Annotated in this window: 18 protein-coding genes; 4 read left to right on the top strand and 14 right to left on the bottom strand. The window is 73.3% G+C overall.

Features of this window, described 5'->3' with window-relative positions; all coding sequences use genetic code 11:
• Positions 1 to 12: 12 nt before the first annotated feature.
• The 8 genes from nirD to AC3YO9_RS15585 all read right to left on the bottom strand — a co-directional run bounded on the left by nirD (position 13) and on the right by AC3YO9_RS15585 (position 10,236).
• Positions 13 to 438: a nitrite reductase small subunit NirD gene (gene nirD, locus AC3YO9_RS15620; protein WP_127782304.1), complete on the bottom strand. Its 426-nt coding sequence runs from the start codon at positions 436 to 438 to the stop codon at positions 13 to 15.
• Positions 435 to 2,999: a nitrite reductase large subunit NirB gene (gene nirB / locus AC3YO9_RS15615; protein ID WP_489983817.1), complete on the bottom strand. Its 2,565-nt coding sequence runs from the start codon at positions 2,997 to 2,999 to the stop codon at positions 435 to 437. Before nirB ends, nirD begins: the two co-directional genes overlap by 4 nt.
• Complete coding sequence (locus tag AC3YO9_RS15610; protein WP_127782302.1) at positions 2,996 to 4,489, bottom strand: nitrate/nitrite transporter; 1,494 nt, start codon at positions 4,487 to 4,489, stop codon at positions 2,996 to 2,998. The genes nirB and AC3YO9_RS15610 overlap by 4 nt, the downstream gene beginning before the upstream one ends.
• A 159-nt stretch (positions 4,490 to 4,648) precedes the next feature.
• Positions 4,649 to 5,875, bottom strand: a complete 1,227-nt coding sequence (gene ilvA / locus AC3YO9_RS15605) for a threonine ammonia-lyase IlvA (protein WP_489984083.1) — start codon at positions 5,873 to 5,875, stop codon at positions 4,649 to 4,651.
• A gap of 65 nt (positions 5,876 to 5,940) precedes the next feature.
• On the bottom strand, positions 5,941 to 6,786 hold the full coding sequence (locus tag AC3YO9_RS15600; protein ID WP_489983816.1) for a TIGR02569 family protein: 846 nt from the start codon (positions 6,784 to 6,786) through the stop codon (positions 5,941 to 5,943).
• Between the two features lie 148 nt (positions 6,787 to 6,934).
• Positions 6,935 to 8,119 carry an adenylyltransferase/sulfurtransferase MoeZ gene (gene moeZ, locus AC3YO9_RS15595; RefSeq protein ID WP_127782301.1) on the bottom strand — a complete coding sequence of 395 codons (1,185 nt, stop codon included), beginning with the start codon at positions 8,117 to 8,119 and terminating at the stop codon, positions 6,935 to 6,937.
• A 127-nt stretch (positions 8,120 to 8,246) separates the two neighbouring features.
• On the bottom strand, positions 8,247 to 9,203 hold the full coding sequence (locus tag AC3YO9_RS15590) for a DUF3152 domain-containing protein (protein WP_346773865.1): 957 nt from the start codon (positions 9,201 to 9,203) through the stop codon (positions 8,247 to 8,249).
• Positions 9,204 to 9,249: 46 nt separating this feature from the next.
• Positions 9,250 to 10,236 (bottom strand): alpha/beta fold hydrolase, encoded by a 987-nt coding sequence (locus AC3YO9_RS15585; protein ID WP_489983815.1) that lies wholly within the window; start codon positions 10,234 to 10,236, stop codon positions 9,250 to 9,252.
• 133 nt (positions 10,237 to 10,369) lie between these two features.
• On the opposite strand from AC3YO9_RS15585, the gene AC3YO9_RS15580 reads away from it, so the two are divergent.
• Positions 10,370 to 11,056 carry a TetR/AcrR family transcriptional regulator gene (locus AC3YO9_RS15580; RefSeq protein WP_489983814.1) on the top strand — a complete coding sequence of 229 codons (687 nt, stop codon included), beginning with the start codon at positions 10,370 to 10,372 and terminating at the stop codon, positions 11,054 to 11,056.
• Between the two features lie 60 nt (positions 11,057 to 11,116).
• On the opposite strand, the gene AC3YO9_RS15575 is transcribed toward AC3YO9_RS15580, so the two are convergent.
• Positions 11,117 to 11,347 (bottom strand): DUF3107 domain-containing protein, encoded by a 231-nt coding sequence (locus AC3YO9_RS15575; protein WP_127782298.1) that lies wholly within the window; start codon positions 11,345 to 11,347, stop codon positions 11,117 to 11,119.
• A 140-nt stretch (positions 11,348 to 11,487) separates the two neighbouring features.
• Positions 11,488 to 12,159, bottom strand: coding sequence for a ferritin-like fold-containing protein (locus AC3YO9_RS15570; RefSeq protein WP_206518106.1), 672 nt, complete (start codon positions 12,157 to 12,159; stop codon positions 11,488 to 11,490).
• Between the two features lie 376 nt (positions 12,160 to 12,535).
• On the opposite strand from AC3YO9_RS15570, the gene AC3YO9_RS15565 reads away from it, so the two are divergent.
• Positions 12,536 to 14,167, top strand: a complete 1,632-nt coding sequence (locus tag AC3YO9_RS15565; RefSeq protein ID WP_489984082.1) for a DEAD/DEAH box helicase — start codon at positions 12,536 to 12,538, stop codon at positions 14,165 to 14,167.
• 11 nt (positions 14,168 to 14,178) lie between these two features.
• Positions 14,179 to 15,420: an Rv3212 family protein gene (locus AC3YO9_RS15560; RefSeq protein WP_489983813.1), complete on the top strand. Its 1,242-nt coding sequence runs from the start codon at positions 14,179 to 14,181 to the stop codon at positions 15,418 to 15,420.
• On the opposite strand, the gene AC3YO9_RS15555 is transcribed toward AC3YO9_RS15560, so the two are convergent.
• Positions 15,413 to 16,210 (bottom strand): ParA family protein, encoded by a 798-nt coding sequence (locus tag AC3YO9_RS15555; protein WP_127782294.1) that lies wholly within the window; start codon positions 16,208 to 16,210, stop codon positions 15,413 to 15,415. The genes AC3YO9_RS15560 and AC3YO9_RS15555 overlap by 8 nt on opposite strands.
• An 88-nt stretch (positions 16,211 to 16,298) precedes the next feature.
• On the opposite strand from AC3YO9_RS15555, the gene AC3YO9_RS15550 reads away from it, so the two are divergent.
• Positions 16,299 to 17,183: an oxygenase MpaB family protein gene (locus AC3YO9_RS15550; RefSeq protein WP_489983812.1), complete on the top strand. Its 885-nt coding sequence runs from the start codon at positions 16,299 to 16,301 to the stop codon at positions 17,181 to 17,183.
• Here the strand turns inward: AC3YO9_RS15550 and AC3YO9_RS15545 are convergent.
• From AC3YO9_RS15545 to AC3YO9_RS15535, 3 genes are read right to left on the bottom strand one after another with little or no spacing between them, the layout of a single operon-like run.
• The gene (locus AC3YO9_RS15545) at positions 17,146 to 17,472 is read right to left on the bottom strand and encodes a hypothetical protein (RefSeq protein WP_241249780.1); all 327 of its coding nucleotides are present in this window, start codon (positions 17,470 to 17,472) and stop codon (positions 17,146 to 17,148) included. The genes AC3YO9_RS15550 and AC3YO9_RS15545 overlap by 38 nt on opposite strands.
• Positions 17,469 to 18,374: a RecB family exonuclease gene (locus tag AC3YO9_RS15540; protein ID WP_489983811.1), complete on the bottom strand. Its 906-nt coding sequence runs from the start codon at positions 18,372 to 18,374 to the stop codon at positions 17,469 to 17,471. Before AC3YO9_RS15540 ends, AC3YO9_RS15545 begins: the two co-directional genes overlap by 4 nt.
• Positions 18,371 to 19,243, bottom strand: coding sequence for a PHP domain-containing protein (locus AC3YO9_RS15535; protein WP_127782292.1), 873 nt, complete (start codon positions 19,241 to 19,243; stop codon positions 18,371 to 18,373). Before AC3YO9_RS15535 ends, AC3YO9_RS15540 begins: the two co-directional genes overlap by 4 nt.
• Positions 19,244 to 19,288: the final 45 nt, after the last annotated feature.

The following is a 19,288-nucleotide window of genomic DNA, read 5'->3' as shown; positions in this document are numbered from 1 at the left end:
TTCGTGCGGGCGTCACGGCCCTGCTGTCAGTGGTGCCGCTGTCAGTGGTGCCGCTGTCCGGGGTGCCGCTGTCCGGGGCGCCCCGACCTGCACCGTCGCTCGTCCGGCCCCAGTGTCCACGACTCGGACATCGTAGACGCGCACGGCGACCGTCTCGTCGTCCAGGCAGACCCCGGAGCGCAGCGAGAACACCTGCTTGAGCAGCGGGGACGCGACCGTGGGCTCACCGTCCCGGTCACCGACCAGCCCGCGGGAGAGCACTGCGGCCCCGGAGAACGGGTCCAGGTTGCACAGCGCGTGCAGGCTGCCGTCGGCCAGCCGGAAGAGCGCGGCCTGCTTGCCGGTGGGCAGCAGCACCGCCACCCCGCGGCCCGGGATGAGGTGGTCGAGCGGGCAGGCGTCCACCCAGGTGGTGGCCGGGGTGTCCAGGACGGTCATCGCGCTGCCTCCAGCTGGGGGTCGGGAACGCTCGACGAGCGGTCGTCGCGGCGGGTGGGCAGCCCGAGCAGCACCGGCACCTTGCGGCCGTCGGCCTCGGTGAAGGCGATGGTGGGGTCGGGCTCGGCCGGGGCGTTGACGAAGGAGACGAACCGGGACAGCTTGTCGGGGTCGTTGAGCACCCCGGCCCACTCGTCGGTGTAGCTGTCCACGTGGGCCTGCATGGCCGCCTCCAGCTCGGCGCCGATGCCCAGGCTGTCCTCGCACACCACCTGCCGCAGGTGCTCCAGGCCGGTGCGCCCGTCGGTGCCCAGCGACTCCATCCACGGCGCGGTGCGCTGCAGCCGGTCGGCGGTGCGCACGTAGAACATCAGGTACCGGTCGATGTAGCTGACCAGGGTGGCGTCGTCGAGGTCCTGGGCCAGCAGCTCGGCGTGGCGCGGGGTGAAGCCACCGTTGCCGCCGACGTAGAGGTTCCAGCCGTGCTCGGTGGCGATCACGCCGACGTCCTTGCTCCGCGCCTCCGCGCACTCCCGCGCACAGCCGGAGACGCCGAGCTTGATCTTGTGCGGCGAGCGCAGCCCGCGGTAGCGGTTCTCCAGGGCCACGGCCATGGCCACCGAGTCCTGCACGCCGAAGCGGCACCAGCTGGAGCCGACGCACGACTTCACGGTGCGCAGCGACTTGCCGTAGGCCTGGCCGGACTCCATGCCCGCGTCGATCAGCCGCTTCCAGATGGCCGGCAGCTGCTCCACCCGCGCACCGAACATGTCGATGCGCTGGCCGCCGGTGATCTTGGTGTACAGCCCGAAGTCGCGAGCCACCTCGCCGATGACGATGAGCTTGTCCGGGGTGATCTCCCCGCCGGGCACCCGGGGCACCACCGAGTAGGTGCCGTTGCGCTGGATGTTGGCCAGGAAGTGGTCGTTGGTGTCCTGCAGCGACGCCTGCTCACCGTCGAGCACGTGCCCGGTGCCCAGCGAGGCGAGGATGGAGGCCACCACCGGCTTGCACAGGTCGCACCCCGCACCCTTGCCGTGCTGGGCGATCAGCGCCGAGAAGGTGCGGATGCCGGTGGCCCGGACGATCTCGAACAGCTCGGCCCGGCTCTGGGTGAAGTGCTCGCACAGCGCGGTGGACATCTCCACCCCCGCCGAGGCGAGCAGCGTCTTGAGCATGGGCACGCAGCTGCCGCAGGTGGTGCCGGCGCTGGTGCACGCCTTCAGGCCCGCAACGTCGCAGCAGCCGCCGGCGATAGCCGCGTCGATGGTGCCCTTGGTGACGGCGTTGCAGGAGCAGACCTGGGCGTCGTCGGGCAGCGAGCCCACTCCCACCTGCGCTCCGGCCGGGGAGATCAGCGCCGCGGGGTCGGCAGGCAGCGGGTGCCCGACCAGCGGGCGCAGCGTGGCGTAGGCGCTGCTGTCGCCCACCAGCACCCCGCCGAGCAGGGTCTGGGCGTCGTCGGAGACGACGAGCTTGGCGTAGGTCCCGGCGACGGCGTCGTTGAGCACCACCTCCAGCGCGCCGGGGGTGGCCGCCTGGGCGTCGCCGAAGCTGGCCACGTCCACCCCGAGCAGCTTGAGCTTGGTGGACAGGTCCGCGCCGGGGAAGCTCGCCTCGCGGTGCAGCAGCCGCTCGGCCACCACCTCCGCCGACGCGTAGCCGGGACCGACCAGCCCGTAGCAGCGGCCCTCGATGGCGGCGCACTCGCCGACGGCGTAGATGGCGGGGTCGCTGGTGCGGCAGCCGGTGTCCACCAGCACGCCGCCGCGCTCGCCGACGGCCAGGCCAGCGTCGCAGGCCAGCTGGTCGCGCGGTCGCACCCCGGCGGAGAACACCACCAGCGAGGCGTCGATGGTGCCGCCGTCGGACAGGCCGACGCGCAGCCCACCCTCGGGCAGCTCGGTGATCTCCTGGGTGCCCACCCCGGTGTGCACCGTGAGCCCGAGCTTCTCCACCAGGTTGCGCAGCAGCGCGCCGCCCCCGGCGTCCACCTGCAGCGGCATCAGCCGCGGCGCGAACTCCACCACGTGCGGGGTGATGCCCATCAGGTTCAGCGCGTTGGCCGCCTCCAGGCCGAGCAGCCCGCCCCCGACCACCACGCCGGTGGGACGACCCTGGGCCGCGGCCGCCTCAGCCGCGGCGCGGATGCCGTCCAGGTCGGCCAGGGTGCGGTAGACGAAGCAGCCGGCGGAGTCGCGTCCGGGCACCGGGGGCACGAAGGCCGAGGAGCCGGTGGCCAGCACCAGCGCGTCGTAGCCGAGCACCTCCCCCGAGGTGGTGGTGACGGTGCGCGCGGCGCGATCGATGGCCAGGGCGGTCTCCCCCAGGCGCACCTGCACCTGTTCGTCGCCGGCGTAGTCGTTGCCGGCCAGCGCCAGCGAGCTCGCGTCCCAGCCGCCCACGTAGGAGGAGAGGGCGACCCGGTCGTAGGCGGCCACGGGTTCCTCGCTGAGCACCGTCACCTGCCAGGTGTGGTCGACGTCACGCTCGCGCAGCGCCTCCACGAACCGGTGGCCCACCATGCCGTGGCCGACCACGATCACGGTCCGGCTGCTCATGCGACGCCGCCCCGGGCCGAACCGGCGGGCGTGTTGGCGGCGACGCTCGCGGCGGGCAGGGTGGGGCGGCGCAGGTAGATGGCCCAGGTGACCAGGGCACACACCGCGTAGAACCCGAGGAAGACCCAGAAGGCCATGGTCGCCGACTTGGCCGGGGAGTTGTAGGAGGCCCGCAGCACCAGGTTGATGGCCACCCCGCCGAGGGCACCCACCGAGCCGGCGATGCCGATCAGCGCCCCGGACATGGTGCGCGACCACGCGGCCGCCTCCGCCGCGGTGCCGCCGGCCTCGACCACACCGCGCGACTTGGCCTCGAAGATCGCCGGGATCATCTTGTAGGTGGAGCCGTTGCCGATGCCGGAGAGGATGAACAGCAGGATGAAGCCGACGACGAAGGCGACCATCACCGTGCCGCTGGCCGCCCCTGCGGCGCCGTCGTCCACCGTTCCGGCAACCACCAGCACGCCGGCGGCGGCGATCATCGACACGAACGTGTAGAGGGTGATTCGCCCGCCGCCGATGCGGTCGGCGAGCATGCCGCCGAGCGGGCGGGACAGCGAGCCCAGCAGCGGGCCGATGAAGGCGATCTGCGCGGAGTGCAGGGCGGCCTCGGCCTGCATGGCCGGCGTGGCCGCCACCGCCCCGCCGCCGGTGAGGTCGGCCAGGAAGTTGATCTGCAGCACCTGGCCGAAGGCGAAGCTGAAGCCGATGAACGAGCCGAACGTGCCGATGTAGAGGAAGGACATCACCCAGGCGTCACGGAAGTGCAGCACGTCACCCAGCGAGCGGAGGTTCACCCGCTGGTTGCCCAGGTTGTCCATGAACACCGCGGCCCCGACGGCGGCACAGGCGATGAGCACCAGGTACACCGCGCAGACCAGCTCTGGGGACCGGTTGCCCGCGGTGGCGATGACCAGCAGGCCGATCAGCTGGATGGCCGGCACCCCGATGTTGCCGCCGCCGGCGTTGAGGCCCAGCGCCCAGCCCTTGAGCCGCTGCGGGTAGAAGGCGTTGATGTTGGTCATCGAGGAGGCGAAGTTGCCACCGCCCACCCCGGCGAAGGCCGCGATCACCAGGTAGGTGGTGTAGGAGGCGGGGTTGAGCATGAAGTACAGCGTGAGCAGGGTGGGCACCAGCAGCACCAGCGCGCTGAAGATGGTCCAGTTGCGTCCGCCGAAGCGCGCGGTGGCCACCGTGTAGGGCAGCCGCAGCACGGCACCGACCAGGGTGGGCACGGCGACCAGGAAGAACTTGCCTGCGGCGTCGATGCCGTACACCGACATCGGCATGAACAGCACCATCACCGACCAGATCGACCAGATGGAGAAGCCGACGTGCTCGGCGACCACCGACCAGATGAGGTTGCGCCGGGCGACGTTCTTGCCACCGGCCTCCCAGGCGGCGACGTCCTCGGCGTCCCAGTGCTCGATGTAGTGCTTGCGCCTGCGGGTCCGGCTGCCGCTCGCGTGGCTGTCCTGCGTCGTGGTCACTGTGGGCCTCTCCTCCTCGCGGGAGGCCCACAGTAGGGACGTCGTGTTGCGCCCAGCCTGCGCCCGGTGAACCCGACGTCACGACCTCCTCACGCCCGTGCGCGCGACGGTGTGAGGAGGTGCCGGGCACCGTCGGCCCTGCTCAACGGGCGCCCGGTGCTACAGCAGGTACCGGAAGATCGGGCTCTCCGGCGGGATCAGCTGCACGTCCGGCGGCGCCAGCCGCATGCGCTCCAGCAGCGCGGGCAGGTCGTCCGGGCGGCTCAGCTCGATGCCCACCAGCGCCGGCCCACGCTCCCGGTTGTTGCGCTTGACGTACTCGAACAGGGTGATGTCGTCGTCCGGTCCCAGCACCTCGTCCAGGAAGCCGCGCAGCGCACCCGGCTCCTGCGGGAAGTCCACCAGGAAGTAGTGCTTGCGGCCCTCGTGCACCAGCGCGCGCTCGACGATCTCGCCGTAGCGGCTCACGTCGTTGTTGCCACCGGAGACCATCACCAGCGTGGTGGTGCCGGGCTCCACCGCCACCACGGTGCCCAGCGCGGCCGCGGCGAGCGCGCCCGCGGGCTCGGCGATGATGCCGTCGGTCTGGTACATCGCCAGCATCTCCACGCACACCTGGCCCTCGGCGACGCTCACCAGCTCGGCGCCGGAGTCGCGGATGATCGGGTAGGTCACCTCGCCGGCGCGGCGCACGGCGGCGCCGTCGACGAAGGGGTTCACCTCGGCCAGGCCCACCGGACCACCCGCAGCCAGCGCGGCGGCCATGCACTGCGCGCCGGCCGGCTCCACCCCGACCACGCGGATGCCGGGGTGGCGCTCCCGCAGCCAGGACAGCGCGCCGGCGAGCAGGCCGCCCCCGCCCACCGGAAGCACGATGGTGTCGGGCGGGCCGTCCAGCTGGGCCAGTGCCTCGGCCAGGGCGGTGCCCTGCCCGGCGATGGTCCGCGGGTGGTCGAAGGCGGGCACCACCACGGCGCCGGTTCGCGCGGAGTCGGCCGCCGCGGCGGCGGCGGAGTCGTCGTAGCTGTCGCCGAGCACGATCAGCTCGATCATGTCGCCACCCAGCGCGGCGATGCGGTCGCGCTTCTGCCGCGGGGTGGTGCGGGGGACGTAGATGCGGCCGCGCACGCCGGTGGTGGCGCAGGCGTAGGCCAGGCCCTGCGCGTGGTTGCCGGCGCTGGCGCTGACCACACCGGCCGCGCGCTCGTCGTCGTCGAGCTGCGCCACAAAGTTGAAGGCGCCACGCACCTTGTAGGAGCGCACCACCTGCAGGTCCTCGCGCTTGAGCAGCACGGTGCCGCCCACCCGGGCGGAGAGCCGGCGGTTGACCTCCACCGGGGTGGTGGGCACGTGCCCGGCCAGGCGCTGGGCGGCGTCCTCCACCATCGCGGCATCGACGTCACCAGCGCTGGCGGGAGCGGCGCTGGGCGGGGGTGTGCTGGGGTGGGTGCTCACAGCTGCTCGCGGACCAGGACCGAGGTGTGCAGCAGCCCGTCCAGCGCCTCGGGCGTGGAGTGCGGGTGCAGGGCGTGCACCGCCAGCCGGAACAGCAGCGCGCGCAGCAGCATCTGCGGCCACTCCGGCAGCTGCTCCCCGCTGGTCAGCAGCTCCTCGTCGGCGTTGCCCCAGGCGAGGGCGTCCACCACCGCCACGGCGGAGCCCCACGCGGCCGGGCGCCAGAAGGGGGTGAGCTCGGTGATGCCGGGCTCGGCGGCACCGGCGAAGAGCACCGTGCCGAACAGGTCACCGTGCACCAGCTGCGCCGGGGACTCCACCGGCGTGCGCGCCTCGGCCAGCTCCTGCCACAGGTCGCTGGCCAGCAGCACCTCCAGGCCCGCACCGGCCGGGCGCTCCGCCCAGGCCGCCGCGTCGGCGACGGCGAGGAAGTCGGCCAGGTCCACGGCACCGGTGAGGAACCGGGGACGCTTGGCGCTCTCCAGCGCGGTGTGCAGACGCTGGGCGACCTCGACCACCTCGAGGTGGCGGGGCTCGGGCTGACCGGTGAGGAAGGTGTCGGCCGTCCAGCCGGAGACCACCCAGCGGCCGTCGGTGGAGCGCACCGGGCGGGCCAGACGGACGCGGTCGATCACCAGCGTCTCGCGCACCCCGGCTGACCAGGTGGCGCGGGCGTGGTCGGCACCCGGGGTGAGGACCACGTCCCCGCAGCGCCACCCGCTGCTCCACTCCGAGCCCAGCGGCTCCGGCTCCACGTTGCGCAGGCCGAAGGTGGCCAGCACGTGCGGAGGTGGCTCGTCCGCAGGGCTCGCCTGCGGGGTGGACGCATCAGTGACACTCACTCGTCGCAGGCTACCGGTGCGGCCCTGCCGACCACCGGATCCCCGGGGCGTTCCGGGCCCTTGTCGCCCCTGGCGACGCCAGAGAAGGGCGACAAGGGCCCGGAACACCGTGCACCGAGGGGCGCACGGCGGTGCAGCTCGGCTGGCCCTAGTAGGTCGGCAGCGAGGTGTCCACCTGCTTGGCCCAGGCGAGCACACCACCCTGCAGGTGCGTGGCGTCGGAGAAGCCCGCCTTCTTGATCGCGGCGAGCGCCTCGGCCGAGCGCACCCCGGACTTGCAGTGCAGCACGATCGGCTTGTCGTGCGGAAGCTCCGACAGTGCCTCGCCGGAGAGGATGCGGTCCTTGGGGATGAGCCTGGCGCCAGGGATGCGGACGATGTCCCACTCCACCGGCTCGCGGACGTCGATCAGCTCGAAGTCCTTGCCGGCGTCCATCATGTCCTTGAGCTCCGGGGCGGTGATGGTGCTGCCGGTCGCCGCCTCCCGCGCGGAGTCCGAGACCACGCCGCAGAACGCCTCGTAGTCGATGAGCTCGGTGACCTTGGTGGCCTCGGGGTCCTTGCGCAGCTTGATGGTGCGGTAGGTCATGTCCAGCGCGTCGTAGACCATCAGCCGGCCCAGCAGCGGCTCGCCGATGCCCATGATCAGCTTGATGGCCTCGGTGCCCATGATCGAGCCGATGGAGGCGCACAGGATGCCCAGCACCCCACCCTCGGAGCAGGAGGGCACCATGCCCGGCGGCGGCGCCTCCGGGTACAGGTCCCGGTAGTTCAGGCCCTTGCCGTTGGGCGCGTCCTCCCAGAACACCGACGCCTGGCCCTCGAAGCGGTAGATGGAGCCCCACACGTAGGGCTTGCCCAGCAGCACCGCGGCGTCGTTCACCAGGTAGCGGGTGGCGAAGTTGTCGGTGCCGTCCAGGATGAGGTCGTAGTCGCGGAAGATGTCCAGGACGTTGTCGGCCTCCAGGCGCACCTGGTGCAGCACCACGTTGACCAGCGGGTTGATCTCCTCGATCGACTCCTTGGCGCTGACGGCCTTGGGCTTGTCGAGGTCGGACTGGCCGTGGATGACCTGGCGCTGCAAGTTGGACTCGTCGACCACGTCGAAGTCGACGATGCCCAGCGTGCCCACCCCGGCGGCGGCCAGGTAGAGCAGCGCGGGCGAGCCGAGACCGCCGGCGCCGATGCACAGCACCTTGGCATTCTTCAGCCGCTTCTGTCCGTCCATGCCGACGTCGGGGATGATGAGGTGCCGGCTGTAGCGGGCGACCTCCTCCTTGGTCAGCTCGGCGGCTGGTTCGACCAGCGGTGGCAGCTGGGTGGCGCTCGCCATGGTTTCTCCTGTTCGGGCGGTGCGTCGCACGTGCGGGGTGCGCGACGTTGCGTGAGCGTGCGTGCGTGTCGAGAAGCGATTCTCCAACCCTGCAACGCGCGGAGTGCCGTGGGGCTTCCCGAGCTGTTCAGCCGCGCGGAAACGGCCACGGGTTGAAGCGACAGGCGAACCCGTCGGCGGGCACGACACCGCCGGGGTCCACCGTGGCGATGGTGTTGTTGGCGGTGCTGATGGTCTGCTGCATCATCACCGGCGCCAGGCCGCCGTCGGACGCGCAGGCCTGGTGGGCGGCGTAGCCGATGCCGTGCCCCACCTCGTGGTTGATCGCGTACTGCCGGTAGGAGCCGATGTCACCCTGGAAGTCCACCGCGCCGCGGACCCACCGGGCCACGTTGAGCACCACCCGGTCGAGGTCGCTGGTGTAGCAGGACACCTCCAGCTTGATGGTGTAGCCGCAGACCTCGCGCACCGTGGTCGGCGTGGCCAGCGAGATCCGCAGCGCCGGCTGACCGGAGTCCACCCGCTGGAAGGCGTGCTTGAGCTCGCCGGTCCAGCTCTTGGGGTTGCTCAGCGTCTCGTCCACCATCCGCGCGAACGACTCCTCGCCGCCGAAGGAGGCGGTGTCCATGCCGTCCTCCACCTCGACGGAGTAGGTGGTCAGCTGGGCGGTCTCCGCGCCCACCCGGGGACCGGTTCCCGGCACCACGTGCCAGGTGCGGGTGGGCACGTCGGGCACGGGGCCGCCGTTCGGCAGCACCCCGGAGGGGACGTCGGGGGCGAAGGTGCCGTCGCCCGGGGGACCCGGCACCGCGCTCTGCTCGGCAGTCGTCCCGGAGCCGGCCAGCTGGGTGCCGGGGGCGGGCTGCGGGGGCGCGGACTCCGCCGAGGTGGCGGTGCTGGGCCCCGAGCGCACCACGCCCACGCTGGCGATCACCGTGAGCACCACCAGGAGCGGAACGGCGTAGGCCCGCCAGCCGTAGGCGGCCACGAAGCGGCCCAGCGGTCCGCGGCGCGAAGCGGGCAGACCGGTCGGGCGGGGCACCGGCCGCTCGTCGCCGTCGCGGTCTTCCGGTGGCCGGCTCACGGCGCCCAGGTTGCCACACCGGGCCGTGCCCGGCGCCGAGGCACGCTCACCACTGGCCCTCCTGCACCTCCTGCAGCATCCCGCGGACGGCCCGAGCCACGGCCACCGGCCGCTCCATCTGCGCGACGTGCCCCACCTGGTTGAACACCAGCAGGCGGCTGCGCCGGATCACCGCGACCAGCTTGGGGGCGCGCTCCACGGTCACCAGCCGGTCCTTGGTGCCCCACACCACCAGCGTCGGGGCCTGCACCTTGCCGGCCACCGACCACAGCGAGCGGTGCGGCAGGGTCACCCAGGTCTGCAGGATGGCGTTGAAGGACTTGTTCAGCGCCGACGACGCCCACGACTGCCCCTTCCGCTCGTCGGCCTCCTGCACCGCTGCCGCGATCTTGTTCTCCGGCACCGCGTCCGGGTCGGCGAAGCACAGCCGGATCATCTGCTCGGCCCGCCGCTCGGCCGGGGTCTCGGCCAGCTGGTGGCGCACCAGCCGTCCGATGATGGGGACCACCGCGAGCACCATCCGCAGGTCGGACACCCGCCGCGGGTCCGGACGCAGGTCAGGCACCGCCGGCGAGACGAGCGTGAGGGTCTGCACCAGGTCCGGCCTGCGCGCCGCCACCAGGATGGCGATGGCCCCACCCATGGAGTTGCCGAAGAGGTGCACCGGTGCCGGCTGCTGCTCGAGGTAGTCGATCACCAGGTCGGCGCAGCCGGGCAGGGAGTAGTCACCGTCGGCTGGAGGCTCGCTGCGGCCGAAGCCCGGCAGGTCCAGCGCGTAGCCCGGCATGAGGGGGGCCAGGGCACCGGCGAGGTCGGTCCAGTTGGTGGCCGAGCCGCCCAGGCCGTGCACGTACACGGCCGGGACAGCGCCTTCCGGGCCGGGCGTGGTGCGCACGTGCACCGCCCGACCACCGACGTCGACCATCTCCCCCGGCCACTCCGTCCGGGTCAGGTCGACGGCACCCAGCTCGGCGTGCACGTCGGTGGAGAGGGCGGTCGGGGCGACCACGGTGGCCGGGGCTGCGTTGCGCATGGCAACCAGGATGCGGCATCTGCGCCCCTCCCGCAGACTCAGTGCCGCCGTCCCGGCCTGTGGGCGGAATGCGTCCCGAGCTCATTACCCGCGAGTAACCTGGGCGGGCACACCAGCGAGCGAAGGCGGGTTGATGACGGACGTGGGCACGGACCAGGCCAGTGCAGGCTCCTCGAGGTCGACCCCGGTGCCGCGGCGCAACGCGCGGCTGCCGCGGACCGCACGACGGGCGCAGCTGATGGCAGCCGCCCGGGACGTCTTCGTCGCCCGGGGCTACCACGCCACGGGCATGGAGGAGATCGCGCTCCGCGCCGGGGTCAGCAAGCCCGTGCTCTACCAGCACTTCCCCGGAAAGCTCGACCTCTACCTGGACCTGCTGCACAGCTACGTCGACGACCTGGTGCGCCTGGTGCGGGAGGCCATCAACTCCACGCCGGACAACAAGCTGCGGGTGCACGCGGCGGTGGCGGCGTACTTCGACTTCATCGACGCCGACGGCCAGGGCTACCGCCTCGTCTTCGAGTCCGACCTGCTGGGCGAGCCGTCGGTGCAGCAGCGGGTGGACCGGGGCACCGAGCAGTGCATCGACGCGGTCACCGAGGCGGTGATGGCGGACGCGGGGCTGGACCCGCAGCGGGCCCGGCTGCTGGCGGCTGGCCTGGTCGGCGCCAGCCAGGTGGGCGCCCGCTACTGGTTGGACTCCGACCGCCCCGTGCCCAAGGAGGAGGCGGTGGAGATCATCAGCTCGCTGGCCTGGGCCGGGGTCGGCCACCTGCCGCTGCACGCGGGACAGGAGCGGGAGCCGGCCAGACCGAGCTGAGACCCGGCCGGACGAGCCGCGGGGCAAGGATCGTCCCCGTCGGCCCGTCCGGGTGGGCGATCAGGCTGTTCCGAACCCCACGCGGCGGCCGTCAGCAGGGCCGATCTCGACGTAGGAGATGCGCGAGGACGGCAGCACGAAGCGGCGTCCCTTGTCGTCGGTGAGGGCCAGCACTCCGTCGCGCGCACCCTTGAGGGCAGCGTCGACCAGCTCCTGGACCTCGTCCGGCGACTGGCTGCTGCTCACCAGCAGCTCGCGCGGACTTTCCGCAATGCCGATCTTGACCTCCACGGGGAACCTCCGGTCCACAGACAACTACCTACGGCCCGAAGGCTAGTGCAGCCGCCCTCGCTGGACGCACCCCGCGGCTGTGCTGTCAGCGAAACCAGGGCCCGCAGCGAACCCGGGGCCCGCAGCCGAGGAGCAGAGCGTCAGCCCAGTCCCATGGCGCGCATCCGCCGGGTGTGCTGGTTCTGCAGGCGCCGGAACAGCTGGGCGAAGCCGACCAGCCCGGAGGTGCTGGTGATGAGCAGCTCGGCGAGGTCGTCGCGCCGGGCCACCACGTGCTGGGCCTGGGTCACGGCCTCCCCCAGCAGCCGTCGCCCCCACAGCGTCAGCCGGGCGGCCAGCGCGGGGTCGGCGGCGCAGGCCGCGCTCACCTCCTGCTCGGCGAAGGCGGAGTAGCCGGTGTCGGCCAGCACGGCGCGCACGGTGGCCCCGGTCTCCTCGTCCAGCGCCCCGGCGATCTCCCGGTAGAAGTCGGCCGCCAGCCCGTCGCCCACGTAGGCCTTGACCAGCGACTCCAGCCACGAGTCGGGGGCGGTGAACTCGTGGTAGGAGTCCAGCGGGGCGATGAAGGGCTGCATGGCCTCCTGCACCGCCACCCCGCGCTCGGCCAGGAAGGCCTCCACCTGGTGGTAGTGGCCCATCTCCGCTGCGGCCATGGACGCCAGGGCCGCCCGGCCGTCGAGGGTGGGTGCAGTGCGCGAGTCCTGGGCGAGCCGGTCGAAGGCCGACAGCTCGCCGTAGGCCAGCACCCCCATCAGGTCGACCACGCCCGGGTGCAGTGCAGCGCTGACCTCGGCGCTCTCGGCGATGCTCATGGGGCGTGAGCCTAGTCCGGCTGACGCGTGTCGCATCTGTCATGGTGAGACCACTTCAGTGCCAGTTGCGGTTACCATGTAGTTCGAGCACCAAGCGACATGCGGGTGCTCAGAAACTGCGCGCGCACCAGCCTCCCACGCTGCCGCGCCTCGCCGGAGCCGCTCAGCGGCAGCCGCAGCGGGGGCGCCTCACGGAGTGCAGGCCGGGTCTGCCAACCGGATCCGTCAGGTGCGTGCTGGCCCGAGAGAGGCACGACCCCTGACTACTTCACCGCTTTCCGACACAGACACCACCTCCACGGACACCGCCGTGAACGAGAACGTCGTCGACCAGAGCGTCGACCACACCGCCGCGGGCACCGCCCCCGAGGACGCCATCGCCAAGCCCCTGGTGGGCGACGCGCCGGTGGCCCCGCAGTCGCCGTCCTTCGCCGAGCTGGGCGTGCGCTCGGAGATCGTCGAGGCCCTCAACGAGGTGGGCATCGAGCGCACCTTCGCCATCCAGGAGCTCACCCTGCCGCTGGCGCTGGCCGGCGACGACCTGATCGGCCAGGCTCGCACCGGCATGGGCAAGACCCTGGGCTTCGGCGTGCCGCTGCTGCACCGCATCACCACCGACGGCTCCGGCACCACCACCCTGGACGGCACCCCCCGCGCCCTCATCGTGGTGCCCACCCGCGAGCTGTGCGTGCAGGTCACCCAGGACCTCAAGGACGCGGGCAAGCACCTCGGCATCCGGCTGCTGTCCATCTACGGCGGGCGCCCCTACGAGCCCCAGGTCGCGGCGCTGCAGAAGGGCGTCGACGTCGTCGTCGGCACCCCCGGCCGCCTGCTCGACCTGGCCCAGCAGGGCCACCTGGTGCTCGGCAAGATCGGCGTCCTGGTGCTCGACGAGGCCGACGAGATGCTCGACCTCGGCTTCCTGCCCGACATCGAGCGCATCCTGCGCATGGTGCCGGACAAGCGCCAGACCATGCTGTTCTCCGCCACCATGCCCGGCCCGATCATCACCCTGGCCCGCACCTTCCTCACCCAGCCCACGCACATCCGCGCCGAGGAGCCGGACTCCTCCGCGGTGCACGATCGCACCACCCAGCACATCTACCGCGCCCACGCGATGGACAAGGTGGAGATGCTCAGCCGGGTGCTGCAGGCCAAGGACCGCGGCCTGTCCATGATCTTCACCCGCACCAAGCGCACCGCGCAGAAGGTCGCCGACGAGCTCGCCGACCGCGGCTTCGCCGTGGGCGCCGTGCACGGCGACCTCGGCCAGGGCGCCCGTGAGCAGGCCCTGCGCGCGTTCCGCACCGGCAAGATCGACGTGCTGGTGGCCACCGACGTCGCGGCCCGCGGCATCGACGTCACCGACGTCACGCACGTGGTCAACTACCAGTGCCCGGACGACGAGAAGACCTACGTGCACCGCATCGGCCGCACCGGCCGGGCCGGCAAGACCGGTGTGGCGGTCACCCTGGTGGACTGGGACGACCTGCCCAAGTGGCAGCTGATCGACAAGGCGCTCGGCCTGGGGCTGCCCGAGCCTGAGGAGACCTACTCCAACTCGCCGCGCCTGTTCAGCGACCTCGACATCCCCGAGGGGATCACCGGCCGCCTGCCCCGGGCCGAGCGCACCCGCGCCGGCCTCGGCGCCGAGGTGCTCGAGGACCTGCCCGGCTCCCGCACCGGCGGCAAGAGCGCTCGTTCCGGCGGCCAGGGCCGCTCCGCCGGCGGCGACCGGCACGAGCACGGCAGCCGCCAGGAGGGCACCGACAAGCCCGCAGGGGCCGGTCGCCGCGGACCGCGCAAGCGCACCCGGGGCGGCTCCGCCGACGGCGCGCCCGCCGGCACGGGTGAGAGCACCCAGGCCACGGTCGCTCCGTCCACGGCAGGCACCGAGGGTGGCGAGGGCGGCGACGCACCCCGCAAGCGCCGTCGTCGCCGTCGCGGCGGATCGGGCGGCAACGCCTCGGGCGAGACGCCGGCCACCAGCACCGTCAGCGCTGACTGACCTGCTCCCCCGTGCTGGCACCGGAGCGGCGCACGCGAGCTGACGTGCTGGCCGCCACGGCGATCGTCCTGGTCGTCGTGGTGGCCGCAGCGCTGCTGTGGTGGCGCAGCGACGCCCGGGCCACCACCTCGATGGTCGCCGAGGAGCCCGCCGCCGCGCTGGTCCCCGCGACCACGGTGCCACCGACGCTGAGCGAGTCCTGGCAGGCGCCGTCAGCCGCCACCACCGCCCCGGTGGTCGCCGGTGGTGTGGTGGCCACCGCCGACGGCTCCGAGGTGGCCGGGCGCACGCCCAGCACCGGGCAGACCCGGTGGAGCTACACCCGCGCCAACAGCACGCTGTGTGCCGCAGCCGGGCAGTGGAGCCTGGTGGTCGCGGTGTACCGCACCAACCGCGGCTGCAGCGACGTCACCGCGCTGCAGGCCTCCACCGGAGCCCGCGGCGCGCAGCGGACCAGCCTGGCCGACGACCAGGTGACGCTGCTCGGCGACGGGGTCTACCTCGCCTCCATCGGCTCCACCCGCACCGAGGTGTGGCGTTCGGACCTGGTGCGCACCATGGAGCTGGGCCGGGTGGACGCCCCGGTCAACCCCGGCTCGCAGCCCCGCGAGGGGTGCGCGATCCGATCGGTGGCCTCCTCCACCAGCCGCGTCGCGGTGGTGTTCTCCTGCCCCGGCGAGGCCGGCGAGCGGCTCTCGCTGTTCGGCCCCACCCCCGACGACGCCACCAAGCCCGCCGAGCTGGCGACCACCCTGCTGGGCGTCGACGGCGCCCGTGCGGTGGCCGAGGCCGGCGACCGCACCGTGGTCTACCTGCCCGGTGAGCAGCCCGTCCTCACCGTCTACGACTCCGGCGCGCGGCCGGTGAGCACCGTCCCGGTGGCCGCCGCCGACGCCCCGCCCCCGCGCACCGGCTCAGCCGAGGGTGCGCGCCTGGTGGAGCCCACCACCACGCTGGGTTCCACCCTGCTGTGGTGGACCGGTCGCGCCACCGTGGCGCTGCGCACCGGCGACTACTCCACCGCGTGGGCGCAGCCCGGTGCGCTGGGCCCCGGGGTGGAGATGGCCACGCAGCTGCTGCTGCCGGTGCCGGAGGGCATCGCGGTGCTCTCCCCCGCCACCGGTCTGCGGATGCGCACCATCGACGTGCCGCGTCCGGCGGGGTCAGTACCTCCCGGCCAGGCGCTGGAGCTGGCGGTGGCCGGGACGGTGGTGCTGGAGCAGCGCGGTGCGACGGTGGTGGCGCTCAGCTGACGGCGACGTCGACCGTCACCAGCTGCGCCCCGTCGTCCCAGTGCGCCAGCAGGTTCTCCGCCAGCTCGCGGTAGGCCTGGGCGCCCTTGTTGCGTGGACCGGTGAGCACCGAGCTGCCCGACGCCGACGCCTCGGCGAAGCGCACCGTGCGCGGGATCGGGGGCGACAGCAGGGGCAGCTGGTAGCGGTCGGCGACGTCGGCGAGCACGTCCCGGCTGTGGGTGGTGCGCGAGTCGTACAGCGTGGGCAGCACGCCCAGCATCGCCAGCTCGGGGTTGGTGATGGCCTGCACGTCGGCCACCGTGCGCAGCAGCTGTCCCACCCCGCGGTGCGCCAGCGTCTCGCACTGCAGCGGCACCAGCACCGCGTCGGCGGCCGTCAGCCCGTTGAGGGTGAGCACCCCCAGCGACGGGGGGCAGTCGATGATCACCACGTCGAAGTCGTCGGCCACGGTGGCCAGCGCCCGCTTGAGCGCGTACTCCCGGCCAGGGCGCATCAGCAGCATCGCCTCCGCGCCGGCCAGGTCGATGGTCGCCGGCATCAGGCGCGGGCCCTCGACCACGTCCAGCAGCACCGTCGCGGCGGTGGCGTCGCCGAGCAGCACCTCGTGGGCAGAGGCGGTGAGCCCGTCCGGGTCGTGGCCCAGGCTGAAGGTGAGACAGGCCTGCGGATCGAGGTCGACGAGCAGGACTCGTCGCCCCAGCGCGGCCAGCGCCGCCCCCAGGGACGCCACCGTCGTGGTCTTGGCCACTCCGCCTTTTTGGTTCGCTACCGCCAGGGTGAAGGTCACCGGCAGATACTCCCACGCCGGGACCGCGGTCAGGCGCAGCAACGCAGCTCTGCTAGCGCGCGTCCCGCACCAGGGCCATGCTGGGACGATGCCCCCGCTCACCGCGAACCCACAGCCGGGCGCAGCCACCGACCCGGCTGAGGACCTCGGCCTGTTCGGCCCGGACAGCATCACCTGGCGGGTGCTGGCCGACCCGGCCATGGGGATCGGCGGGCTGCGGGCGCTGTTCCTGCAGGCGCTGCACCCGCTGGCGATGGCCGGGGTCTACGAGCACTCCGACTACCAGGCGAGCTTCTGGCCACGGTTGCGCCACACCGCCGAGTACGTCAGCACCGTGGGGTTCAGCCCCACCGCGCAGGTGGAGTCCGTGGCCGCCCGGGTGCGCCAGATGCACACCCTGGTGCACGGCACCGACGCGGTGACGGGTCTGCGCTACTCCGCCCAGGACCCCGACCTGCTGACCTGGGTGCACGTGACGGAGGTGTCCAGCTTCCTGCACACGGCGCGGCGCGGCGGCCTGACGCTCACCGGGGCCGAGCAGGACCAGTTCCTGGCCGAGCAGGTCCGGGCGGCGCGACTGCTCGGTGCGGACGAGGTGCCCGCCAGCCGGGCGGAGGTGGCGCAGTACCTGCAGCGGGTGCGCCCGCAGCTGCGGTGCAGCTCGGCCACCCGCGACGCCGCCCGGGTGCTGCTGGTGCCGCCGATGCCGTGGCGGGTGCAGCTGCTCACCCCGGCACGCCCGGCCTGGTCGGCGGTGGCGCTGCTCGGGTTCAGCCTGCTGCCGGCCTGGGCGCGGCGGATGTACCGGCTGCCCGGCCTGTTCACCACCGACCTGGCGGCGGGGGTGCTGCTGCGCGGGCTGCGCACCGTGGCGCTGGCGCTGCCGGAGCGGGTGCGGGTGGGCCCGCCCGTTCAGCAGGCCTGGGCGCGGGCGGCTAGCTCCACCACTGGGTCCACAGCAGACCACCCGTGAGCGCCAGCACCACCGCAGCGGAGCCCACGGCCGCGGCCGGCCCTCGGCGGTCGCCGTAGACCTGCACCAGCACCGCGGCCAGCGCCACCAGCAGGTGCGCGGCCATCATGGTGGCCGGTGGGCCCATGGCCCCGCGCTGCGCGGCCAGCACCGTGGCGCCCACCACCACCACGGCGAGGATCACCAGGCCGCCGGTGAGCACCCCGGAGATCATCCGCACCAGCCCAGCCAGGCGCTCGCCCGCGCTCGGGCCCCCGGTGTACGTCTCTCTCCTGCGCACGGTGCTCACGGCGCCAACCCCGCCCACGGCGCCAGCTCCGGCGCCTGCCGGCCCAGGTCGCAGCTGCGGCGGACGTCGCACCAGGAGCACTGCGCCCCCGGGCTCGGCGGGAACAGCACGTCGGGGTCGCCTCCGGCAGCGAGCGTGTCCGTGGTCAGCTGGATCTCCTGCGCCGACTCCTCGGCCCGCTGCTGGTGCCGGGCGAGGGACTCCGGCGTGTGGTCGAAGGCCAGCACCTCGCCGGTGGGCAGGTGGTGCAGCTCCACCCGGCGGCAGGGCTTGCGCAGGGTGCGCCGGGTGGCCAGCACGTACAGGGCCAGCGCCTGCGAGCCCCGCGCGTCGTCCACGGTCAGCGGGCGGCGCCCGGTCTTGTAGTCCACCACCACCAGCTCGGTGCCCTCCGGTGCCTGCTCGTTCACCCGGGCGTCGATGCGGTCGACGCGGCCCTCCGCCACGATGGCGCCCACCGGGGCGGCCACCCAGCGCTCCAGGCCCACGGGCTCCACCTCGGCCGCGCCACCGTCGAGGGACTCCACGTAGTCGGCCACCCAGTCCTGGGCACGCTCGCGGTAGCGCGCGGACTGCTCGGCGTCGGCGAACCCGCTGGCGCCCTGCACCGCGCTCCACGCGGTGCGCACCTGCGCGCGGGCGTCCTCCACCGTGCGGCGTGCGGCGGGCTGGTCGAAGAAGGTGCGCAGCGCGGCGTGCACCACCGCGCCCACGGTGTTGTGCGCCCACGCCCCGGCCCGGGGTGGCGCGGGGCGGTCCAGGTAGGTCATCCGGTAGCGGCGGCGGCAGGCGGTCCAGGTGCCCAGCTTGGACGGGGTGACCTTGACCAGCCTCGTGGGCATCCCGTCGAGGCCCAGCTGGTCGCTGCCCCCGGGGCCCACCGCCCGACGGCGGCCGCTCACCGCCGCACCACCGTGGCGCCGGTGGCGGCATCCAGCAGCTGCTCGTAGTCCTGCGGCCCAGTGGTGTGCGTGCCGAGGCGCACCACCTTGTTGCGCCCGTGGTAGTCGCTGGAGCCGGTGGTGAACAGCCCCAGCTCGGCGGCCAGGCTGCGCAGGTGGCGGCGGTCACGGTCGTCGTGGTCCACGTGGTCGACCTCCACCCCGCCCAGCCCTTCCGGGACCAGCTCGGCGATGGCGTCGTCGGTGAGCATCGCGCCGCGGCTCTGCGCCCGGCAGTGGGCCAGCACGCTCACCCCGCCGGCGGCGGCCACCAGGTGCACCCCGCGCAGCAGCGGGGTGTCCTCCTTGTGCACGTAGTAGCGGCCACGGCTGGACAGCAGGTCGCTGAACGCCTCGCCCACCGAGGAGACCACCCCGGCCTCCATGAGTGCGCGGGCCAGGTGCGGCCGGCCCGCCGAGGGGCCCGCCGCCGACAGCACGGCGTCGGGGTCGACCGGCAGGCCGTCAGCAGCCATCCGCTCCGCCATCACCCGCAGCCGCCGGGTGCGCTCCCCGCGCAGCCGGAGCCGCTCGGCGGCCAGCTCGGGGTGCTCGGGGTCGAACAGGTAGGCCAGCAGGTGCACCGCGACCTGGCGCCCACCCGCGCCGGGCCCGAAGCCCTCGGCCGGGGAGGCGCAGGACAGCTCCATGCCCGGCACCAGGGTGAGGCCCTCCGGCAGCGCAGCAGCAGCCTCCGCCCACCCGGAGGTGGTGTCGTGGTCGGTCAGCGCCACCACGTCCAGCCCCGCGGCGGCGGCGGCGGTCACCAGCTGGGCGGGGGTGTCGGTCCCGTCCGAGACCTTCGAGTGGGTGTGCAGGTCGATGCGCACGCGTCCTCACTCCTTCCTGGTCCCTGGATCGGCTGTCCTACCCGG

Source organism: Rhodococcus sp. Z6_132 (assembly GCF_058133635.1).
Note: the sequence above shows the minus strand (reverse complement) of the source record. Positions and strands in the feature narration are given on the sequence as shown.